This window comes from Planococcus sp. TJ-301 (assembly GCF_058268475.1).
On the sequence record NZ_JBZDOH010000004.1, the window covers coordinates 108,177 to 126,219 of the forward strand.

Consider the following 18,043-nt stretch of genomic DNA (forward strand, 5'->3'; position numbering starts at 1 on the left):
GAGCTGTTTTTAATGCCGATTATCACTGACATTCTTGCACGCGAAGTACTAGATTCACGAGGAAATCCTACTGTTGAAGTAGAAGTCTTCACAGAAAGCGGTGCATTCGGTCGAGCAATCGTACCTTCTGGCGCGTCAACTGGAGAGCATGAAGCTGTAGAACTTCGCGATGGCGATAAAAGCCGTTACCTTGGAAAAGGTGTATTAAAAGCTGTTGACCACGTAAATAATGAAATCGCTGCTGAAATCGAAGGGAAATTCACAGTGCTTGAACAAATTGCAATCGATCAGGCGATGATTGAACTTGACGGCACAGAAAACAAAGGGCGTTTAGGCGCAAATGCAATCCTTGGCGTTTCCATGGCTGTCGCACACGCGGCTTCAGATTACTTGGATATTCCTTTATACCAATACTTAGGCGGCTTTAACGCGAAGCAATTACCGGTGCCGATGATGAACATTTTGAACGGCGGCGAACACGCGGACAACAATGTCGATATCCAGGAATTCATGGTAATGCCAGTCGGTGCTAAAACTTTCCGCGATGCCGTGCAAATGGGCGCAGAAATTTTCCATAACCTGAAAATTGTTTTGAAAGAAAAAGGCTATAACACTTCAGTCGGCGACGAAGGCGGATTTGCGCCGAACCTTGGTTCAAACGAAGAAGCTTTGTCGACTATCATGGAAGCAATTGAAAAAGCGGGCTACAAGCCAGGCGAAGACGTATTGCTGGCAATGGATGTCGCTTCATCTGAATTGTATGATAAAGAAAAAGGCGTTTATAACCTGCCAGGCGATAACACGGTTAAAACTTCTGCTGAAATGGTCGACTGGTACGCGGAACTTTGCGAAAAATACCCGATCATTTCAATCGAAGACGGCTTGGATGAAAACGACTGGGCTGGCCACAAATTATTGACTGAGCGCATCGGCGGCAAAGTCCAATTGGTCGGCGATGATTTGTTCGTAACGAATACGAAAAAACTGGCTCAAGGAATCGAAGAAGGCGTATCAAACTCGATCTTGATCAAAGTGAACCAAATCGGTACATTGACAGAAACGTTTGATGCAATTGAAATGGCTAAACGCGCGGGCTATACGGCTGTAATCAGCCATCGTTCAGGCGAATCGGAAGATGTGACGATTGCGGATATCGCAGTTGCAACAAATGCCGGCCAAATCAAAACAGGTGCTCCTTCACGTACTGACCGTGTAGCGAAATACAACCAATTGCTGCGCATCGAAGACCAGCTTAACGATTCAGCACAATACCTTGGGTTGAAAACTTTCTACAACTTAAAGAAATAAGGCTTTAGCTGCAGCTTTCTTCTATTGCTATTGTCATATTTCTAAGTTTTTGGTAAACTAGGTCTTGTTGTGAAAGTTCTTTTCAGGAGGTGGAATTTATGCATACGTTGTTAATGACATTATTGGTCATCGTATCGCTCGCTTTAATTGTTGTTGTATTATTGCAATCAGGAAAAAGTGCAGGTCTTTCAGGAGCCATCTCCGGTGGAGCAGAGCAACTTTTCGGCAAGCAAAAAGCTCGTGGAGTAGACTTGGTCCTTCATCGGGTAACGATTGTACTTGCTGCCTTATTCTTTATTTTGGCTATTGCCGTAACTAAAGCTTAATGTAGACGTTTAAATCGCCTGACCATTTCACTGGTTAGGCGTTTTCTTTTTATAACGATATAATAATACTTACCTAAACAAGTTGAAGTAAAGAAGTATATGTTGAAAAACGCTTCGGACGCTTTGGGCTAGACGCGCCGCGCTAAGATATCTCTCGATATGGAGCAAAACAACGGAGAAAACCGTACTGCTCCTGTCTCTGCATCGCTGCGCTAGCTTCGAGACATTAAAGTGCGTTGCAGTGCTGCGCACTTCGTCGCAAAGACTTGCCCTCGCAGGCTTCGGGTAAGTCTTGCCCGCGGCAAGCGTAGCTGTTTTGCGGAATATCGACTATGATCATTGATTAGTTCAACTTATATAACAACTGTACAGTAGCCTATACTTGAAGTGTTCAATGAAAACTGAAAAAATGAATGGAGGATCTTTATGCGAGTTTCGCAGCCAAAACCATTTTTCTTTAAAGCAGGCCCCAGAGCGGTCCTGTTATTGCACGGCTTTACAGGGAATTCAGCGGATGTCAGAATGCTTGGCCGCTTCCTGGAGAAAAATGGCTATACGTCTATCGCACCTCATTACGCAGGGCATGGTGTCGAACCTGAAAAACTGATTCCAACAGGTCCAGAAGACTGGTGGCAAGATGTCGAATCGGCATTAAAGCAATTGAAAGAAGAAGGCTATGAAGAAATCGCAGTAGCCGGATTGTCGCTTGGTGGCGTATTCGCCCTAAAGATAGGGTATACATTTCCAATAAAGGGCCTTGTAACAATGTGCGCCCCCATGTACATGAAAACGACTGATTTGATGTACGAGGGCGTGTTGAAATATGCGCGTGAATACAAGAAATATGAAGGAAAAGACGATGCACTTATCGAAGAGGAAATGAAGAAGTTCCAGGAGCGCCCGATGGAATCTCTGCAATATCTCCGGGAACTGATTCAAGAAGTTCGTGGACAGGTGGATCATATTTACGCACCGCTCCTTGTAGTCCAAGGCTCATTGGATGATGTCATCGATACCGATTCTGCAAATGTCATCTATGACCAGGCAGAATCGATCCAGAAACACATCAAATGGTACGAAAAATCGGGACACGTCATCACACTCGATAAAGAGAAAGAACAATTGCACAAAGATATTTTAGAATTTCTTGAATCGCTCGATTGGAGCGAGTGAGATTTCGAATAGGAGGAATTGGGAATGAGTAACAATGAAATGTCGCTTGAACAGCGATTATTGGCGTTTATGCGTGAAGATGCATACAAGCCGTTAACCGTACAAGAAATTGAAGAACAATTCGGTTTTGAAGATGCAGACGAGTTTAAGGAACTTGTGAAAACACTGGTTAAACTTGAAGAAAAAGGGATGCTGGTGCGCTCGCGCGCTGACCGTTATGGCGTACCTGAGCGTATGAATTTGATGCGCGGGAAATTTATCGGCCACGCAAAAGGCTTCGGCTTTGTAGCATCGGAAGAGCCGGGTATGGACGATGTCTTTATTCCGCCAACAGAAGTGAACGGGGCAGTGAATGGCGATAAAGTCATGATCCGCGTGTCAGAAGGCTCGTCAGGCGACCGCCGTGAAGGCGCGATTATTCGCATTTTGGAGCGCGGCACGACGAAAGTGGTCGGCACGTTCCAGGATAACCGCGGTTTCGGTTTTGTCGTACCGGATGATAAAAAGATGAACATGGATGTCTTTATTGCCAAAGACGATACGCTTGGTGCAGTGGACGGCCATAAAGTCGTGGTTGAAATCACGGGATGGCCGGAAGGACGCAAGTCCGCAACAGGCATGGTGTCTCAGATCCTTGGCCATAAAAATGATCCAGGCGTCGACATTTTGTCGATTATCCATAAGCACGGCATTGAAACTGAATTCCCGCAGGATGTTCTAGACCAAGCGAATGACGTGCCGGAAGAAATCGATCCAGCTGACTTGAACAATCGCCGCGACTTGCGCGAGGAGCAGATCGTGACGATCGATGGCGCCGACGCGAAAGATCTTGATGATGCTGTACAAGTGGTGAAATTGGAAGACGGAACGTATAAATTAGGGGTCCATATTGCCGATGTCAGCCATTACGTGACGGAAGGTTCGCCGATTGACCGCGAAGCTTACGACCGGGCGACGAGCATTTATCTGACAGACCGTGTTATTCCGATGATTCCGCACCGCCTATCGAACGGCATCTGTTCGCTTAATCCGCAAGTGGACCGCTTGACGCTATCGTGTGAGATGATTTTCAACGATATGGGCGAAGTTTTGTCGCATGACATTTTCCAAAGTGTCATCAACACTTCAGCGCGCATGACGTACACGGACGTCTATGAAATATTGGAAACTGATAACCCGGAATTAAAAGAGAAGTACTCCGAGCTTGTGCCGATGTTCGAATTGATGAAAGATTTGGCGGAGGTTCTTCGTGGACGCCGCATGCGCCGTGGGGCAATCGATTTCGATTTCAAGGAAGCGAAAGTACTTGTCGATGAAGAAGGCTATCCAATTGACGTCGTTGTCCGTGAACGGACGGTTTCTGAGCGTTTGATCGAAGAGTTCATGTTGGCTGCCAATGAAACAATCGCTGAACATTTCCATCGCATGGAAGTGCCATCTCTTTACCGGATCCACGAAGATCCGAAGCCGGAAAAACTTCAGCGTTTCTTTGAATTCATTACAAACTTCGGTATCGTTGTTAAAGGCAGCGGGACGCAAGTCGAACCGAGTGCGCTTCAGGAAATCATCAATTCGATAAAAGATTCTCCAGAAGAAGCGGTTGTTTCGACAATGATGCTGCGCTCAATGCAGCAAGCGAAGTATTCAGCAGACAGCGTAGGGCATTTCGGTCTTGCGAGTGAGTTTTATACGCATTTCACCTCACCAATTCGCCGTTATCCGGATTTGATCATCCACCGCTTGATCCGTACGTATTTAATCAATAAAGACTTGTCGAAATCGACAATCATGCATTGGGATGCGAATATGGCTGACATCGCTGAACACACATCGTTGCGCGAACGCCGTGCTGTTGATGCTGAACGCGATACGGATGCTTTGAAGAAATCTCAGTATATGGCTGATAAAATCGGCGAAGAATTCGAAGGCATCATTTCGTCTGTGACGAATTTCGGCTTGTTTATCGAATTGCCGAATACGATTGAAGGCTTGGTCCACGTTTCTAATATGACGGATGATTTCTACCGTTTCGACGACCGCCAAATGATGATGATCGGTGAACGCACAAACCGCCAATTCCGCATCGGCGATGAAATCCAGATCAAAGTAATCGGAGTGAAACCTGAGGAATCTTCGATCGATTTCGAAATTGTCGGCATGCCGCAAAGCAAGCGCCGTACAAGCCGAGATGCACCGAAAGTGATCCGTGCCGGCAAACGGGACGGAGACGATAAAGGAAAAGGCCGAGGCGGCAAGCCAGGCGGCGGAAAACCGGGAAGCAAACCGGGAGCCGCTCCAGGGCGCAAACCGAAGAGCCAGAAGAAAAAGTTCTATGAAGGCGCCGCTAAACAGGGAGCCAAAAAGAAAAAGTAAAGATGCGGCTTTCAGGCCGCTCTTTTCAGATCAATTATGAGGTGAAATATTATGGCGAAGGGTGACGGGAAAGTAATAGCCCAGAACAAAAAAGCCGGATTCGATTATGCAATCGAAGAAACAATTGAAGCCGGAATTGTGTTGCAAGGAACAGAAATCAAATCTGCCCGCAATGGCAAGGTCCAGCTGGTGGATGCATTTGTCCGGATCCGGAACGGTGAAGCGTGGATTTCCAATATGCATATCGCACCTTACGAACAAGGCAATATCTTTAACCACGATCCGACGAGAGTCCGCAAATTGCTAATGCATAAAAAGCAGATCAACGAATTGATCGGCGTGTCGAAAATTCAGGGAGCGGCAATCATCCCGTTGAAAATGTACCTGAAAGACGGCTACGCGAAAGTGTTGCTTGGCGTCGGTAAAGGGAAGAAGAACTATGATAAGCGCCAGGACCTGAAAAAGAAAGATGCGAAACGGGAAATTGACCGTGCGATGAAAGAACGCAGCCGTTAAAGCTTGATGTCTGACCAATCTTGTCTTATACTGATGGTATAGCACTTAAGGCTGATCGCCTTTCCGTGTTCCTTTAATATGAGGGGACGTTACGGATTCGACAGGGATGATCTGGGCTTGGGTTGCGCGTCGGAGGGTCGGCTCCGTAAAAACGCGATTATAACAACTGGCAAAACAAACCAAAACCTAGCATTCGCAGCGTAAGCTCGGATCTGCTTTATCTATCTATCGCCCATGTGGCTAGGTAAAGCTCAACTTTAGTGGGATACGGCAGGCAGTGCCACTTGAGCTGCATGCAAGAGATTCTCAAGTTAGTGCCCAGGACGCCCGCTTATTGGCAGATTGAGGCATGAAACCCTAATAAGTAAGCTACACGCGTAGACGCTCAAGTAGCGGAGTTTCTGGACGCGGGTTCGACTCCCGCCGTCTCCATTTTGGAGAAAAAGGATTTTACGAAAACGCCAAAACCTATACTTTAGGTTTTGGCGTTTTTTTGTTGCTATTTTGCCTAAGCATCCTTGAAACACAAAAGTTCATCTTAGTGGATAAGTTTTAAGCAATATAAAAAAAGCTGAACTTGGATCATAGATGAATGACAGATCAAGTAGGAGTTCAGCTTTTCGAAAGAATCAACTATGCAGTTTTCTTATTGCTTCGGCCAAGGAGCATGATTCCGCCCGCTAATGCCAAAAGCATCCCAATCATTGTGTAAAGAGGGCCATTAGAAGCAGTAGTCGGCATTTCTTCACCAGCCATTTCTACTTGACCGCGAATTTCGCCTTCAGGATACTGCTCTGTATGGAGGTTTACATAGATATCACCTGCGACCATCGCTTTCGTGAAATCACTCCAGTTCATATCCCCCGCAAGGTCGGCTTCTGTTAGAGTGCCAGTTGCTACTTCACCGTCGTAATCCATCGGTTCTGCATTTTCAAATAACAATAATTCTACCGGTCCATTCTCTCCAGGGGGGCCGCTATGAAAATGGCCAGCAACTGTGTTGTCCAATCCATCGGCATTTACCGTAAATTCCAAAGACATGCCATCTTCGCTGAATTTTACAGTTGCGTCTCCGGTTGCGTTGCTTTCAACTTCCGCCGGTTCCTGGTCTGGCGTCATTTCCGCCATAAATTGCTGGCCTTCATGTGCAGCAAAAACCGATCCGGCAAACCCTGCGACTGCCAATACTGAAGCTAATGGTAAAGCCATGCGTTTTTTCATATATCAATCTCCTTCTTGCAAATTTCGCCCGTAGGCGATACCATATTATACAACACATTAATCTTAAAAATGTGAATTTTCTGATAAAATGAACATGAAATCCTGTCTGAAGACCTAAATTTTCCATATAATAAGTTATAGGGTAACGAAAATAGTTATATCCTTGGTAAACCTTTTCTGTATTTTACAGTTCACAAACTGATAAACTTTTCGAAAGCTGTAGAGTTCGTTAATGGAAATGAGAAGATGAAAAAGAGTCCTATTCTATTTGTTTAATGGGAGTGAAAGACATTGAGACGAAAATTTGGAGTGATGCTCATATTAGCGGGGGTGTTGTTCGCCAGTTGGAACGGTTATGTATGGCTTTCAGAAATGTCTTCAGGCCGTGAATCCATTGATGAAAATGATATTGCAAAAGCTGTTGAAATTGACAAAGTAGAAAGCGGCAGCATCGATGTTAAGGCGCATATCAAGGAAGACAGACCGGCTGGCAAGCGGGAAGACCCTCTTAAAGAAAAAGCCATTCTCTCTTCAAAAAAAGTTGAAAAAACGGCAGAACAAAAACAGCGAAACTACGAGGAATACGAACGCGGAGAAAAAATAGGCTGGCTGCTGATTCCTTCCCTCGATAAGAAGTACCCATTGTTTTGGGGGACGGATGATGAGACGTTAACACAAGGGGTCGGTTATCATGTTGGAAAATTCACCACACCTCCAGACGGGCAACGCCATACAGTGCTTTCTGGCCACAGGGATACGGTTTTTCGTGAACTTGGCGACTTAGTTGTGGGCGATAAAATGTACGTGCAATTTGAAGACGTGCAGTATGAGTATAAAATAAAACGGACCTGGGTGACCGCTGCGGAAGACCGAACCGTGATTGTTGCAAAGGATGAACCGGTATTGACATTGACCACCTGTTATCCGTTTACATTTTTAGGAGCAGCTCCCGATCGCTACATCATAGAAGCACCGCTTGTGGATATAACTAAAATGGAATCTTGATCATTTTCTAAAAATCTTCTTTGGTCTCATGTGCTCCTATAAAGCTAGACAGGGTTTGCGAAGGAGAGAAGACGTACGATTGAATGAAACAAAGCAGAAGACAGCGGAATTTTCTCCGGCTGTCTTCTGCTTTTATCTTTCCATTAGGCTATTATTCTTTTGTATTATCAACAAATGCACCGTACTGGCGGCGTTCGTGCTGCACCGACAGCCATTTCAAGGTCGTGAACTCTTCAAGCACCCATTCGCCGTTAAAGCGGCCGAGGCCAGATTCTTTTTCGCCGCCAAATGGCATATGCGCCTCGTCGTTTACTGGCTGGTCGTTGACGTGGATCATGCCTGTGTGGATTTGGTGGGCGATGTTCGTGCCGTGATTGATGTTTGCGGAATGGACGGCTCCGCTCAATCCGAACGGATAGGCGTTGGCCATTTCAATGACTTCCTCATCGGTTTTGAAAGAGATCAGGATGGCTACAGGGCCGAATATTTCATTTTCAGCAAGCGGCATGTCGTTGGTGACGCCGGTCAATACAGTCGGCTCCAGGACATTGCCATCGGCTTTTCCGCCAAGGCGCAATTTTGCACCTTGTTCAACGCTTGCTTCAATCTCTTTGAGGATCCGGTCGACTTGGCCACGGTTGATCAGCGGCCCGACTTGGGTATCCTGATCCCTTGGATTGCCGAACTTCACGTTGCCTGCGCGGACAATAAACTGTTCTGCAAATCTATCGTAAATATCCTCATGGACGAAAATGCGGTTAATCGCCATGCAAATCTGGCCCTGATGGTAGAATTTTCCAAACAATGCGGAATCGACGGCCTGGTCGATATCAGCATCGTTCAAAACGATGAAGTTGTTATTGCCACCGAGCTCCAATGCTGTTTTCTTCAACGCGCCTCCGGCAAGTTCGCCGATGCGTTTTCCGACAGGTGTTGAACCAGTGAAGGAAATCAAACGCGGTGTTGAGTGGGTAACGATGTCATCGCCAATTTCAGAGCCGCGTCCGACAACTACGTTCAATAAACCTTTAGGCAAACCAGCTGCTTCGAAAATGCTGGCGAACAGTAAACCGCCGGTTACCGGTGTGTCGGTAGCGGGTTTAATAACGACGGCATTGCCTGTAGCGATTGCCGGTGCGATAGAACGGATCGCGAGGTGCAACGGGAAATTCCAAGGGCTGATGATGCCGATGACGCCAAGTGCATTGCGGTACACACGGTTTTCTTTGCCTGCTTGCTGAGATGGGAGAATCTTGCCTTCCATGCGATATGGGAAGGTTGCTGCTTCTTTCAGGATGTTGATCGATGCCCCGAACTCAACTGTTGCTTTGATGACGGTGCTGCCAGCTTCTTTGACGAGCCAGTCGATGATGAGCTCTTTGTTTTCCTGCATGACTTCCAGCGCTTTTTCAATCACTGCGCGTTTGGTCTGCGGCAATTCTTTCGCCCATTCAATCTGTGCCTCAGCGGCAGCTTTATAGGCAGCATCCAAGTCGCTCTTATCGGCTGCTTGTGTAGTGACCAGTTCTTCGCCTGTAAAAGGGTTTGTATTTTTCATTTGGTTGTCACTTGAACCTGTAATCCACTCACCATTTATATAAATCTTGGAAAAATCGGTTTTCATTCAAAATCGTCTCCATTCTTTTGGGTTCCCGTTCTATTTATCATGCGTTAATAAAAAGCGGGTCCGTGTTAAATGCACCTTCTCTGTTTACCCATCCGGCTAGTTACTTTAAACAAGTTACACACCTTTCAGCCCATCAGCTTCACTGAACTTCATAAGTTTGACTTATTTTTGCCAGCATGCTAAATTGGAATTAATTAGAGATAACAAGAGTCTTTAATGTCTTTGAAATAAAAAATCAGGAGGCTCCTATGAAATATTCCAATGCAACGAATTATGCCTTGCACACGATGGTGCATTTGATGCGGCTGCCGCAAACGAGTACGATCGGCGTTCAGGAATTGGCGGAGATGCAAAAGCTATCGCCTACCTACCTGTCCAAAATTTTGACGAAGTTGACCAAAGCAGGATTGATTGAATCAATGACCGGCGTAAAAGGCGGCTACAAAATTGCCCGGTCGAAAAGCCGGATCTCTTTTTTGGATGTGATCAACGCGATTGAAGGAGACACGCATTTATTCGATTGTTCAATACATCATGGCGAAGGCTGCCTGATTGAAAACGCCATGCGGCAGGCGGAAGAAAACATGAAAGCGGAACTGGAAAATACACTCATCAGCGATATTGTAAAAATGGCGGAATCCGCACAGCATAAAAAATAGAAATTGGAAGGAGGGAAAGCGATGATACTGGATTGTGCAGTAATTGGCGGAGGTCCGGCTGGGCTCAATGCCGCGTTGGTTCTGGGTCGGTCACGGAGGAAAACCGTTCTTTTTGATGACAATCAACCGCGGAATGCGGTGACTTCAGAGTCCCATGGCTTTATGACAAGAGATGGCATCGACCCGCAAGAGTTGAAAAGGATTGCACAGGAAGAACTGGGCAAGTACCCGGACGTGAAAGTGGAAAAACAGCGGGTACTGGATGTTGGCAAGAAAGAGGGGCTGTTTGAGATTAAAGCCACTGACGGAAAGGTCTTTCTGGCTAAAAAGCTTATTCTGGCAACCGGCTTTAAAGAAGTTCTTCCCGATACGATGAGAGTGGAAGAGTTTTACGGCAAAAGCTTATTCAGCTGTCCGTTCTGTGATGGATGGGAAATGCGGGATCGGCCGCTTGCGGTCATTTCGGAGAATGAAAACGCGTTTCACCTGGCGAAAGTCGCGTCGAATTGGACCGATGATTTGATCGTCTGTACAAATGGCAAATCTTTGTTGTCGACTGAAGAAATGAACAGTTTGGAAAGCAAGGGGATTCAAGTTTACGCAGAAAAAATTGCGAGATTGGTTGGCGATCATGGAGCTTTGGAGAAAATCGAATTTGAAAGTGGAGCGGCTGTATTGCGCGAAGGCGGATTTATCACACCCCACTGGGTACAGGCGTCAGACATAAGTGCCTCGCTGGGCTGTAAACTGAATGCGCTCGGCGGCATCGAAACGGATGGCATGAAACGCACCAATGTAGAAGGTGTGTTTGCTTGTGGAGACACTTTGATGGCAGGGCCGTCACAGCTGATCATGGCAGCAGCCGATGGCAGCATGGCAGCAATCTGTGTAAACGCCGCTTTGATCGAGGAGAAATTCAAAAAATGAACGCTTGGAGGAATGAAAGAATGCATGAAAGTTCAAGCAAGCCTCACGAAACACCCCCTCACAAAGGGAAAATAGCGTATTTGGAAAGCCGCGAACGAAGAGGTGAATTTTCGCCAGAGCAATTGTTCAGCAAGATTCCATTGCAGCAAAGCGACAATGTGTTGGACTTCGGCGCAGGCACAGGCTATTTTTCATTACCGCTATCCAAAAAAGTGAATGGGAAGGTATACGCCATGGATATCGATCAAAGCATGCTCGACATCATTGGGGCAAAAGCGATAGAGGAACACATCACGAACATTGTGCCGCTCCACGCCGGAAGCGAAGGAATCCCATTGCTGGATGCATCCATCGATCTTGTCATCGCATCGCTTGTGCTGCACGAAATCAAACCGCTGGCGCCAACATTGGACGCGATCAGCAATGTTCTCAAAGAAGGTGGCTTTCTGGTGTGCATCGAGCTTGAACCAAAAGGCGATCCGCTTCACAAAGCACCCCGAATCACGGCAGCCGGAATGGAAGAGGCGATAACAGCAGCAGGTTTGCGCATCACGGAAAAGTTTTTTCCAGCTGCATCGTTATACGTGCTGATTACACAGAAAAAAGACGAAATGAAAGGTCTATTTTTTTAATTTAATTACGGATAACAAGTATCTTTAAAGTATCTAATTAACGGAAAAAACAGGAGGCAGCCGGATATTCCCGGATGCCTCCTGTTTTCAGTTCTCATCTTATTCTTGCGCAGTCTTCCAGAAGAAGACCCGGCCTTTAAATGCGATCAGGCTGGCTGCTGCCAGCAACAGGCCAGCTATCATAAAGACAGCACGGATGCCGAATGCATCCGCCAGCACACCCATCAATAAGGAAGCGAGTCCAAAGGTTCCGGTGCCGATCGCACCAAGCGTCGTGAAAACGGTCGGCAGTCCTTCCCTGGGGACGCTCGTCTGGATGACGGTCTGCTGTGGAATGTTCTTAAGCTGGCCAAAAATGCCAACGAGAAAAGAAAGGGCTAGCGCCAATAAAGGCACACTGTTTAACCCAAACAGCATCGTCACGACACTGCTCAAAAAAGCAGCGGCAAAAATAAACGTTCCGAGTTTCTTTTCAATCGATTTGGCAAACCGCAGGCAAAGGAGACTGCCACCGATCAAGCCCAAGAAGAAGGAACCGTTAATAAAGCCCCACCATTTCTCGTTCACCAATAAGGCGTCGCTGACAAAAACATAGAGGATGGCGGCAATCCACACCGTGCCAGCAATTGTCTCCAACACGTCCATCCAGGCAAGGCGTTTCAAGACCGGCGTCGAAGATACTGTCCGCCAGCCTTTGGTGATTTGCTGCCATCTTCCTTGCTCTTTGATTGGCTTTAGATTGACAGAATCCAAGAGGTTTAACAACAAGCATGATAATAAAAACAATCCGGCAGTCAACCAGAGCAGCTCGTCCGCTGCCAACCAGATCAACAAGGAGCTGCCGATAAACCACATAGCGGTCTGAATGCCTTGCGTCACGGATTCAGTAATGCTGTTTGCTTTCAAGAGCAAACTATTCTCCACATAAGCAGGTATCAGCGAGCGGGTGACTGGATTGGCGCAGCCATCAAGAAGCGCAATCAAAGCCAGCACGACGAACAACAGAATGTAATTTGCCATGGAGAGCTGAGGCAGCAGCAAAGCAAGCACAACCAACAAAGCTGTTTTCCCAAACTGGGATACTACCAATAGCCATTTCAAGTTGAAGCGCTCCATCAGCAGAGGTGTTAACGTGTTCGAAACAAACATGGCACCGGTAATCGTAAAAGGCACAAAAGCTGCTGCAGTTGCTGAGCCGGTCAATTCAAAGATGGCGTAGATGACGCTGACGATATACAAGATGTCGCCGGTATTAGCAAGAGACTGTCCTGCCAGCAGCAAATGGAAATTTCTATTCAGTTTCATGATTCTTATCCCCCAAGAGTTTAATGCGGATACTGTTTGATCAAGGGGTTATCAAATTGGACAAATAGTCATGAGCGATGTTCCTTTCAGATGGACGATAAATCTTGGGGGCATTTATCGTGCGTTTTTGTTATTTTCATTATACTTGAAACAGTTGGAAAATAAATGGCGAAGGAAGAAGATAATGGATATAGTGAAAAGTAAAAGGGATATTGAAACGGAGGTATATAGATGATTCAGCGTTCGTTGCAGTTAATGGGAAAACGGAACATGGCATGGCAGGAAAGCGAATTGCCGCCGCTCGGCAAAGATGAAGTGCTGATCAAAACAATCTCCACAGCAATCAGCATCGGTGCCGAACTGCCGCAATACGAACAAAGCGACGCTGCCGATCCGTTCCCTGTGTATCCGCGCAAAGTCGGCTACGAAAGCTATGGCAAGGTTGTGGCAAAGGGATCTTCAGTGAGCACTTTGAAAACTGGCGACAAAGCCATCGCTTTTTATGGCCAGAAAAACTTCGGCATTGTGAAGGCTGACAATGCCTTACCCGTCCCTGAACACATCGATTCCAGGACGGCGCTATTGGCCATCTTGTCGTGTGACGCGGCGAAGGGAGTGCGCAAGTTGAATCCCGAGAAGCAGAGCCGCGTAATGGTCACCGGCATGGGGACGATGGGGTTGCTCGCCGTCCATTATTTGAAAAACTTCTTTAAGGTCCAGCACGTGGATGTGATCGAACCCGATCGCAGCCGATGGAAGGTTGCGGAAACGTTTGGCGTCAACGTGATTTATTCGCCGGCTGACTGCCCCAAAGACCTCTATGATTTCGGGATTGAATGTTCCGCAATGACCAAAGGATTTGCTTGTTTGCAGCAAGCGCTAAAGAGCCAGGGAGAAATCTGTGTGCTGTCGGACGGCAACAAGGAAACGCTTTCGCTGCAGCCGGAATTCTTTGAGAAGGAATTGCGCATTGTGGGGTCAAGCGATGGATGGGATTACCGTGAGCACGCGCAGTGGTATTATGGAGCGGCGCAGGACACGCCTTATGTAAAAGAAATTTTTCAGCACGAGATCAATCATGCGGAAATTGAGCAATGCTTTAAAGAATTGTCCAAAAGGGAGATCAATCCGATTAAAGCTTTTGTAAGTGGCTGGGAAGGCTAAGAGAACGTGGGAGTTATAGATAGTGATTTGGGAATTGTTAAGAATTTTATGGGATAAACGCTTAAGGGCGCTTGTCCCACGGTTCAGTCTTGCCAATCACTGATTCGGGTTTTCTTGAGCGTACGGCTTCGATGACGCCTTGTGAAATTTCTTCATTTGTCAGCCATCGGGAAATTCCATTTTCTACTTTGAACCCTAACTGAATCTGATGATAAAAAACATGCTTGGGTGCTGCTGTTTTAGCTTTTAGGTCCTTCAAATTTGAACTACTGCCATTCACGTGGAAAAATTCCACGGGCTGAATGACCGGGAGCATTTCAAGTACACAAGGAATGACGTGCGGTCCGGTTGAATGCACCCAAGCAACGATTAATTCGATTGGACCATTTTTTTGTTGGATGCAGCGGATTTGTTCAGCCAATTCATTGGTTTTGGTGTAGTCAATCAAGACCGGTGTCAGCTGCGCAGGGTTTTGTTCCAATAAGCGCTGCATCTTTTCCGGATTTCTGCCGTTTACAGACACTTGATAGCCATTTTTCGATAACCAAACGCATGCATTCGCAAGCATGCCAGTCCCACCGATGACCAATGCGTGTTTCATTCGCTTCACTCCTCTTCGCTTTTACAACAAAGGTGGCTTCAATTATTAATAGACAAGTATTTTCATTATACTATAATATTCAGGAAATTAATTGGATTAAAATGGAGGAATTGGATATAGTTAAAGATAGGCAGCAACTATTTTCTCGAATCAATGGAGCTGAAAAATGCCGTTAAAGTGATGAGGGCATATGTTTTATTCGTGAAAAGCGCGCTATACATATCAGAAGGTAAAACTGGAGTTGAGAAGATGTTTACTGTAAATGTTGAAGGTGCAATTTATAAGGATGAAAAGTGGCTAATTGTACGGAGAAGCGACAAAGAAGATCATGCACCGGGTGCGTTGGCTTTAGTGGGCGGCAAAGTAGATCAGGAAGGAAACTCGACCGATATTCTGGAACGGACATTGATAAGAGAAGTCGAGGAAGAAGTGGGGGTAACGGTTTCGAATCTTGCTTATGTCAATAGTTCGTCATTTGTCACAGATTCCGGCATTCCAGTCGTCGATATCGTGTTCCTTTGCTCGTATGAATTCGGAGCGCCATTCGTGAAAGATCCAGACGAAGTGGCAAGCGTTGGCTGGATGAGCACACAAGAAATTATGGACAGCGAAGAAATTCCAAGCTTTTTAAAGGTGAATATTGGCCTTGCTGACGACTTGGCGGCAAGAAAATTCGTTTCTATTTCGCATAAGTAACAACATTAATCTGCACTTTTCTTCTAAGCACGTACGGAGTTTCAAGAACGGAGCGATATTGTGAAAGAAAAAGGTACAACGCTTGTTATTGCGATAGGCAGTGTTTCAGGCGGAGGCAAGACCACGTTGACCAGCCATCTAATGCAGCGACTTGGAAATTCCCAAGCACTTTTCTTCGATGACTTTGAACTGGAGGGACCTGAGGATGTCCTAAAGTGGGTCGATGACGGGGCGAATGCGGAGGAATGGGACCTTACCCCGCTCACAAAAGAACTTGTGGAGCTGTTGGCACAACCACTCGATTTTGTCTTAGTGGATTTTCCTTTTGCTTACCGGCATTCTCAGGTGCGAGAGTTTATTGATTTAGCCGTGTTTATAGACACTCCATTGGATATCGCATTAACGCGCAGAATGGCCAGGGACTTCACTGGAAGTTCAGGTGATGACATCCTGCTGCAATTAAAACAGTACGAAACTCAAGGAAGAAGGGCGTACTTGAAAATGCTTGATACGATCAAACCTGATTCTGATTTAGTGATAGATGGAACGCTTTCGATAAGCGAAATAGAAAAGATTGTTCGAGAGCATTTGGAAGTTATGCAGACACGGGTTAATCCAAATGGAATCTACAAGATATAGGAGATGGATGATGAGAGATCTGAGGATACAAAAGCTCGCTGAGTTGTTGGTTACCCACTCGATCAAGATCCAGGAAAGCGAACATATTTTAATCCAATCGGTTTCAAAAATCGACTTGGATATTGTAAAAGAACTGATCAAGGAAATACATAAAGCCGGTGGATTTGCCCATGCAGATTTACGAGATGCCGCGGTTACGAGGCAATTGGTTCTGGGCGGATCGACAGAACAATTTGGGGTATTGGCAGAATGGGAAGTGGCGCGCCTTGAAAAAATGGACGGCTACATCAATTTAAGAAGTCCCGTCAACGCATCCGAGCTATCCGATATTCCAAGCGAGCAAATGGCGCTTTATGGGAAAACGTATGGCCAATTGCAATCGGAAGCCATCTACAAGAAAAAATGGGTGACGACTCGCTTGCCGAATCCCGCGATGGCGCAAGAAGCACGCATGAGTACAGAGGCATTCGAAGATTTTTATTTTGACGTCTGCACCATCGACTATAAGCAACTTTCAAAAGCAATGGATCCTTTGAAAGCCCTTATGGAAGAGACCAAACTGGTGGAAATCAAAGGGCCGGAAACGGACCTTTCGTTTTCAATTGAAAACATTGGCGTTATCAAAGGGGATGGCATGGATAACATCCCGGATGGAGAGATCTATACCGCACCGATCAAAAAATCTGTAAATGGAAGGATCACGTTCAACACTTCTTCGACGATGAACGGCGTGGTTTTTGAAAACATCTCGTTAACTATTGAGGAAGGGAAGATTGTAAAAGCAACGGCGAACCACAGCGAAAAACTGAATGCCATACTAGACACAGATCATGGGTCCCGTTATATCGGCGAGTTTGCGCTGGCCTTTAATCCGAAAATGCTGACACCGATGAATAATACCCTTTTCGATGAAAAAATTGCCGGCAGCTTCCACATGGCAATCGGCAGCTGTTTTGATGAAGCCGATAACGGCAACCAATCATCCATTCACTGGGATTTGGTTGCTATCCAGCGAAAAGATTGGGGCGGCGGGGAGATTTACTTTGACGGGAAATTGATTCGGAAAGACGGTCTTTTTGTAGTTCCGGAACTTAAAGGGCTGAACCCGGAAAATCTACTGCGCCAATAAAAAAAGAATTTGAACGAGAGAGTACAGAGTGAAATTATTTTCATCGTTATGAAATATAGCATCAATGCGTTGCAAAAGATTTAGGGAGGAGGGAATAAGATAGAGTCCAAGCTAATTATTTTACGTGGAAATTCGGGCAGCGGAAAAACAACAATCGCCAAAAACCTGCAGAATCATTTTGGCGAAGCGACGCTTCTGGTATCCCAAGATACGGTCCGGCGCGACATGTTGATGGTTCGCGATCGGGAAGGAAATATGTCAGTGGATTTAATAAGACAAATTGCTGAGTATGGCAAAGGCAGATGTAAGTTTGTTATTGTGGAAGGCATATTTGTGAAACAGCGGTATGTGGCGATGCTTAACGATTTAATCCATTTTTATGATGGGAACGCCTATGTTTATTATTTTGATTTGCCTTTTGAGGAAACAGTCGAGCGGCATAAGTCACGGCCTAAAGCACAGGCATTTGGGGAAGAGTCATTGCATTCCTGGTGGAGCCCAAAAGATTTCCTAGGAACAGCCGGAGAAATGAAGTTGACCCCAGATATGTCGCAGGATGACATTGTGAAATTCATTTGTAATCAGTTAGAAGAGGAATAGTAGCTTTACATGATGTGCAATGCCCGCTTGAATATTCGAGTGAGATGGGGGACTTATTCCGAATTCTACTTTAACCATTATTGATGAGGGCAATCATTATTCTTTTCTAAAGGAAGCGGAAAAATTCAAAAATACGTATAAA

At 45.9% G+C, this 18,043-nt stretch carries 18 protein-coding genes and 1 other RNA gene; 15 read left to right on the forward strand and 4 right to left on the reverse strand.

Annotated features, from left to right (window positions below; translation table 11 throughout):
• Nucleotides 1-12 precede the first annotated feature (12 nt).
• From eno to ssrA, 6 genes are all read left to right on the forward strand, one after another.
• Entirely contained in the window at nt 13-1,308 is a 1,296-nt protein-coding gene (eno, locus tag AC4EHJ_RS15265; protein WP_490976463.1) for a phosphopyruvate hydratase, read from the forward strand.
• A gap of 98 nt (nt 1,309-1,406) precedes the next feature.
• Nucleotides 1,407-1,634, forward strand: coding sequence for a preprotein translocase subunit SecG (gene secG, locus AC4EHJ_RS15270; RefSeq protein WP_490976464.1), 228 nt, complete (start codon nt 1,407-1,409; stop codon nt 1,632-1,634).
• 426 nt (nt 1,635-2,060) lie between these two features.
• The gene (locus tag AC4EHJ_RS15275; RefSeq protein ID WP_490976465.1) at nt 2,061-2,807 is read left to right on the forward strand and encodes an alpha/beta hydrolase; all 747 of its coding nucleotides are present in this window, start codon (nt 2,061-2,063) and stop codon (nt 2,805-2,807) included.
• A gap of 24 nt (nt 2,808-2,831) precedes the next feature.
• Nucleotides 2,832-5,180, forward strand: coding sequence for a ribonuclease R (gene rnr, locus AC4EHJ_RS15280; protein ID WP_490976466.1), 2,349 nt, complete (start codon nt 2,832-2,834; stop codon nt 5,178-5,180).
• A 51-nt stretch (nt 5,181-5,231) separates the two neighbouring features.
• Nucleotides 5,232-5,696 carry an SsrA-binding protein SmpB gene (smpB, locus tag AC4EHJ_RS15285; RefSeq protein ID WP_490976467.1) on the forward strand — a complete coding sequence of 155 codons (465 nt, stop codon included), beginning with the start codon at nt 5,232-5,234 and terminating at the stop codon, nt 5,694-5,696.
• 82 nt (nt 5,697-5,778) lie between these two features.
• Nucleotides 5,779-6,131: a transfer-messenger RNA gene (gene ssrA, locus AC4EHJ_RS15290) on the forward strand.
• A gap of 198 nt (nt 6,132-6,329) precedes the next feature.
• Here the strand turns inward: ssrA and AC4EHJ_RS15295 are convergent.
• On the reverse strand, nt 6,330-6,917 hold the full coding sequence (locus AC4EHJ_RS15295) for a CHRD domain-containing protein (RefSeq protein ID WP_490976468.1): 588 nt from the start codon (nt 6,915-6,917) through the stop codon (nt 6,330-6,332).
• A gap of 291 nt (nt 6,918-7,208) precedes the next feature.
• Here AC4EHJ_RS15295 and AC4EHJ_RS15300 point away from each other — a divergent pair, with 291 nt between their 5' ends.
• Nucleotides 7,209-7,922: a class D sortase gene (locus tag AC4EHJ_RS15300; RefSeq protein ID WP_490976469.1), complete on the forward strand. Its 714-nt coding sequence runs from the start codon at nt 7,209-7,211 to the stop codon at nt 7,920-7,922.
• A gap of 151 nt (nt 7,923-8,073) precedes the next feature.
• Here AC4EHJ_RS15300 and AC4EHJ_RS15305 read toward each other — a convergent pair whose 3' ends face one another.
• Nucleotides 8,074-9,546: an aldehyde dehydrogenase family protein gene (locus tag AC4EHJ_RS15305; RefSeq protein WP_490976470.1), complete on the reverse strand. Its 1,473-nt coding sequence runs from the start codon at nt 9,544-9,546 to the stop codon at nt 8,074-8,076.
• 251 nt (nt 9,547-9,797) lie between these two features.
• On the opposite strand from AC4EHJ_RS15305, the gene AC4EHJ_RS15310 reads away from it, so the two are divergent.
• The 3 genes from AC4EHJ_RS15310 to AC4EHJ_RS15320 are packed head-to-tail and all read left to right on the forward strand — an operon-like array spanning nt 9,798 to nt 11,767.
• Complete coding sequence (locus tag AC4EHJ_RS15310; RefSeq protein ID WP_490976471.1) at nt 9,798-10,208, forward strand: Rrf2 family transcriptional regulator; 411 nt, start codon at nt 9,798-9,800, stop codon at nt 10,206-10,208.
• 21 nt (nt 10,209-10,229) lie between these two features.
• Nucleotides 10,230-11,135, forward strand: a complete 906-nt coding sequence (locus AC4EHJ_RS15315; RefSeq protein WP_490976472.1) for an NAD(P)/FAD-dependent oxidoreductase — start codon at nt 10,230-10,232, stop codon at nt 11,133-11,135.
• Nucleotides 11,136-11,155: 20 nt separating this feature from the next.
• A complete protein-coding gene (locus AC4EHJ_RS15320; protein WP_490976473.1) occupies nt 11,156-11,767 on the forward strand; it encodes a class I SAM-dependent methyltransferase in 612 nt (203 codons plus the stop codon).
• Between the two features lie 99 nt (nt 11,768-11,866).
• On the opposite strand, the gene AC4EHJ_RS15325 is transcribed toward AC4EHJ_RS15320, so the two are convergent.
• Entirely contained in the window at nt 11,867-13,072 is a 1,206-nt protein-coding gene (locus AC4EHJ_RS15325) for an MFS transporter (protein ID WP_490976474.1), read from the reverse strand.
• A gap of 231 nt (nt 13,073-13,303) precedes the next feature.
• Here AC4EHJ_RS15325 and AC4EHJ_RS15330 point away from each other — a divergent pair, with 231 nt between their 5' ends.
• Nucleotides 13,304-14,236: a zinc-dependent alcohol dehydrogenase gene (locus tag AC4EHJ_RS15330; protein ID WP_490976475.1), complete on the forward strand. Its 933-nt coding sequence runs from the start codon at nt 13,304-13,306 to the stop codon at nt 14,234-14,236.
• Nucleotides 14,237-14,297: 61 nt separating this feature from the next.
• Here AC4EHJ_RS15330 and AC4EHJ_RS15335 read toward each other — a convergent pair whose 3' ends face one another.
• Nucleotides 14,298-14,837 (reverse strand): Rossmann-fold NAD(P)-binding domain-containing protein, encoded by a 540-nt coding sequence (locus tag AC4EHJ_RS15335; RefSeq protein WP_490976476.1) that lies wholly within the window; start codon nt 14,835-14,837, stop codon nt 14,298-14,300.
• 249 nt (nt 14,838-15,086) lie between these two features.
• Here AC4EHJ_RS15335 and AC4EHJ_RS15340 point away from each other — a divergent pair, with 249 nt between their 5' ends.
• The 4 genes from AC4EHJ_RS15340 (at nt 15,087) to AC4EHJ_RS15355 (ending at nt 17,901) form a co-directional block, all read left to right on the forward strand.
• Nucleotides 15,087-15,533, forward strand: a complete 447-nt coding sequence (locus AC4EHJ_RS15340) for an NUDIX domain-containing protein (protein ID WP_490976477.1) — start codon at nt 15,087-15,089, stop codon at nt 15,531-15,533.
• 60 nt (nt 15,534-15,593) lie between these two features.
• Entirely contained in the window at nt 15,594-16,172 is a 579-nt protein-coding gene (locus AC4EHJ_RS15345; protein ID WP_490976478.1) for a nucleoside/nucleotide kinase family protein, read from the forward strand.
• A 10-nt stretch (nt 16,173-16,182) separates the two neighbouring features.
• Nucleotides 16,183-17,301 (forward strand): aminopeptidase, encoded by a 1,119-nt coding sequence (locus AC4EHJ_RS15350; RefSeq protein ID WP_490976479.1) that lies wholly within the window; start codon nt 16,183-16,185, stop codon nt 17,299-17,301.
• 99 nt (nt 17,302-17,400) lie between these two features.
• Entirely contained in the window at nt 17,401-17,901 is a 501-nt protein-coding gene (locus AC4EHJ_RS15355) for a kinase (protein WP_490976569.1), read from the forward strand.
• Nucleotides 17,902-18,043: the final 142 nt, after the last annotated feature.

Coding starts and splice junctions, on each gene's coding strand:
- secG (WP_490976464.1), top strand. CDS start 1,407: ATGCATACGTTGTTAATGACATTATTGGTCATCGTATCGCTCGCTTTA.
- rnr (WP_490976466.1), top strand. CDS start 2,832: ATGAGTAACAATGAAATGTCGCTTGAACAGCGATTATTGGCGTTTATG.
- AC4EHJ_RS15305 (WP_490976470.1), bottom strand. CDS start 9,546: ATGAAAACCGATTTTTCCAAGATTTATATAAATGGTGAGTGGATTACA.
- AC4EHJ_RS15315 (WP_490976472.1), top strand. CDS start 10,230: ATGATACTGGATTGTGCAGTAATTGGCGGAGGTCCGGCTGGGCTCAAT.
- AC4EHJ_RS15295 (WP_490976468.1), bottom strand. CDS start 6,917: ATGAAAAAACGCATGGCTTTACCATTAGCTTCAGTATTGGCAGTCGCA.
- AC4EHJ_RS15350 (WP_490976479.1), top strand. CDS start 16,183: ATGAGAGATCTGAGGATACAAAAGCTCGCTGAGTTGTTGGTTACCCAC.
- AC4EHJ_RS15325 (WP_490976474.1), bottom strand. CDS start 13,072: ATGAAACTGAATAGAAATTTCCATTTGCTGCTGGCAGGACAGTCTCTT.
- AC4EHJ_RS15340 (WP_490976477.1), top strand. CDS start 15,087: ATGTTTACTGTAAATGTTGAAGGTGCAATTTATAAGGATGAAAAGTGG.
- AC4EHJ_RS15320 (WP_490976473.1), top strand. CDS start 11,156: ATGCATGAAAGTTCAAGCAAGCCTCACGAAACACCCCCTCACAAAGGG.
- eno (WP_490976463.1), top strand. CDS start 13: ATGCCGATTATCACTGACATTCTTGCACGCGAAGTACTAGATTCACGA.
- AC4EHJ_RS15335 (WP_490976476.1), bottom strand. CDS start 14,837: ATGAAACACGCATTGGTCATCGGTGGGACTGGCATGCTTGCGAATGCA.
- smpB (WP_490976467.1), top strand. CDS start 5,232: ATGGCGAAGGGTGACGGGAAAGTAATAGCCCAGAACAAAAAAGCCGGA.
- AC4EHJ_RS15275 (WP_490976465.1), top strand. CDS start 2,061: ATGCGAGTTTCGCAGCCAAAACCATTTTTCTTTAAAGCAGGCCCCAGA.
- AC4EHJ_RS15310 (WP_490976471.1), top strand. CDS start 9,798: ATGAAATATTCCAATGCAACGAATTATGCCTTGCACACGATGGTGCAT.
- AC4EHJ_RS15330 (WP_490976475.1), top strand. CDS start 13,304: ATGATTCAGCGTTCGTTGCAGTTAATGGGAAAACGGAACATGGCATGG.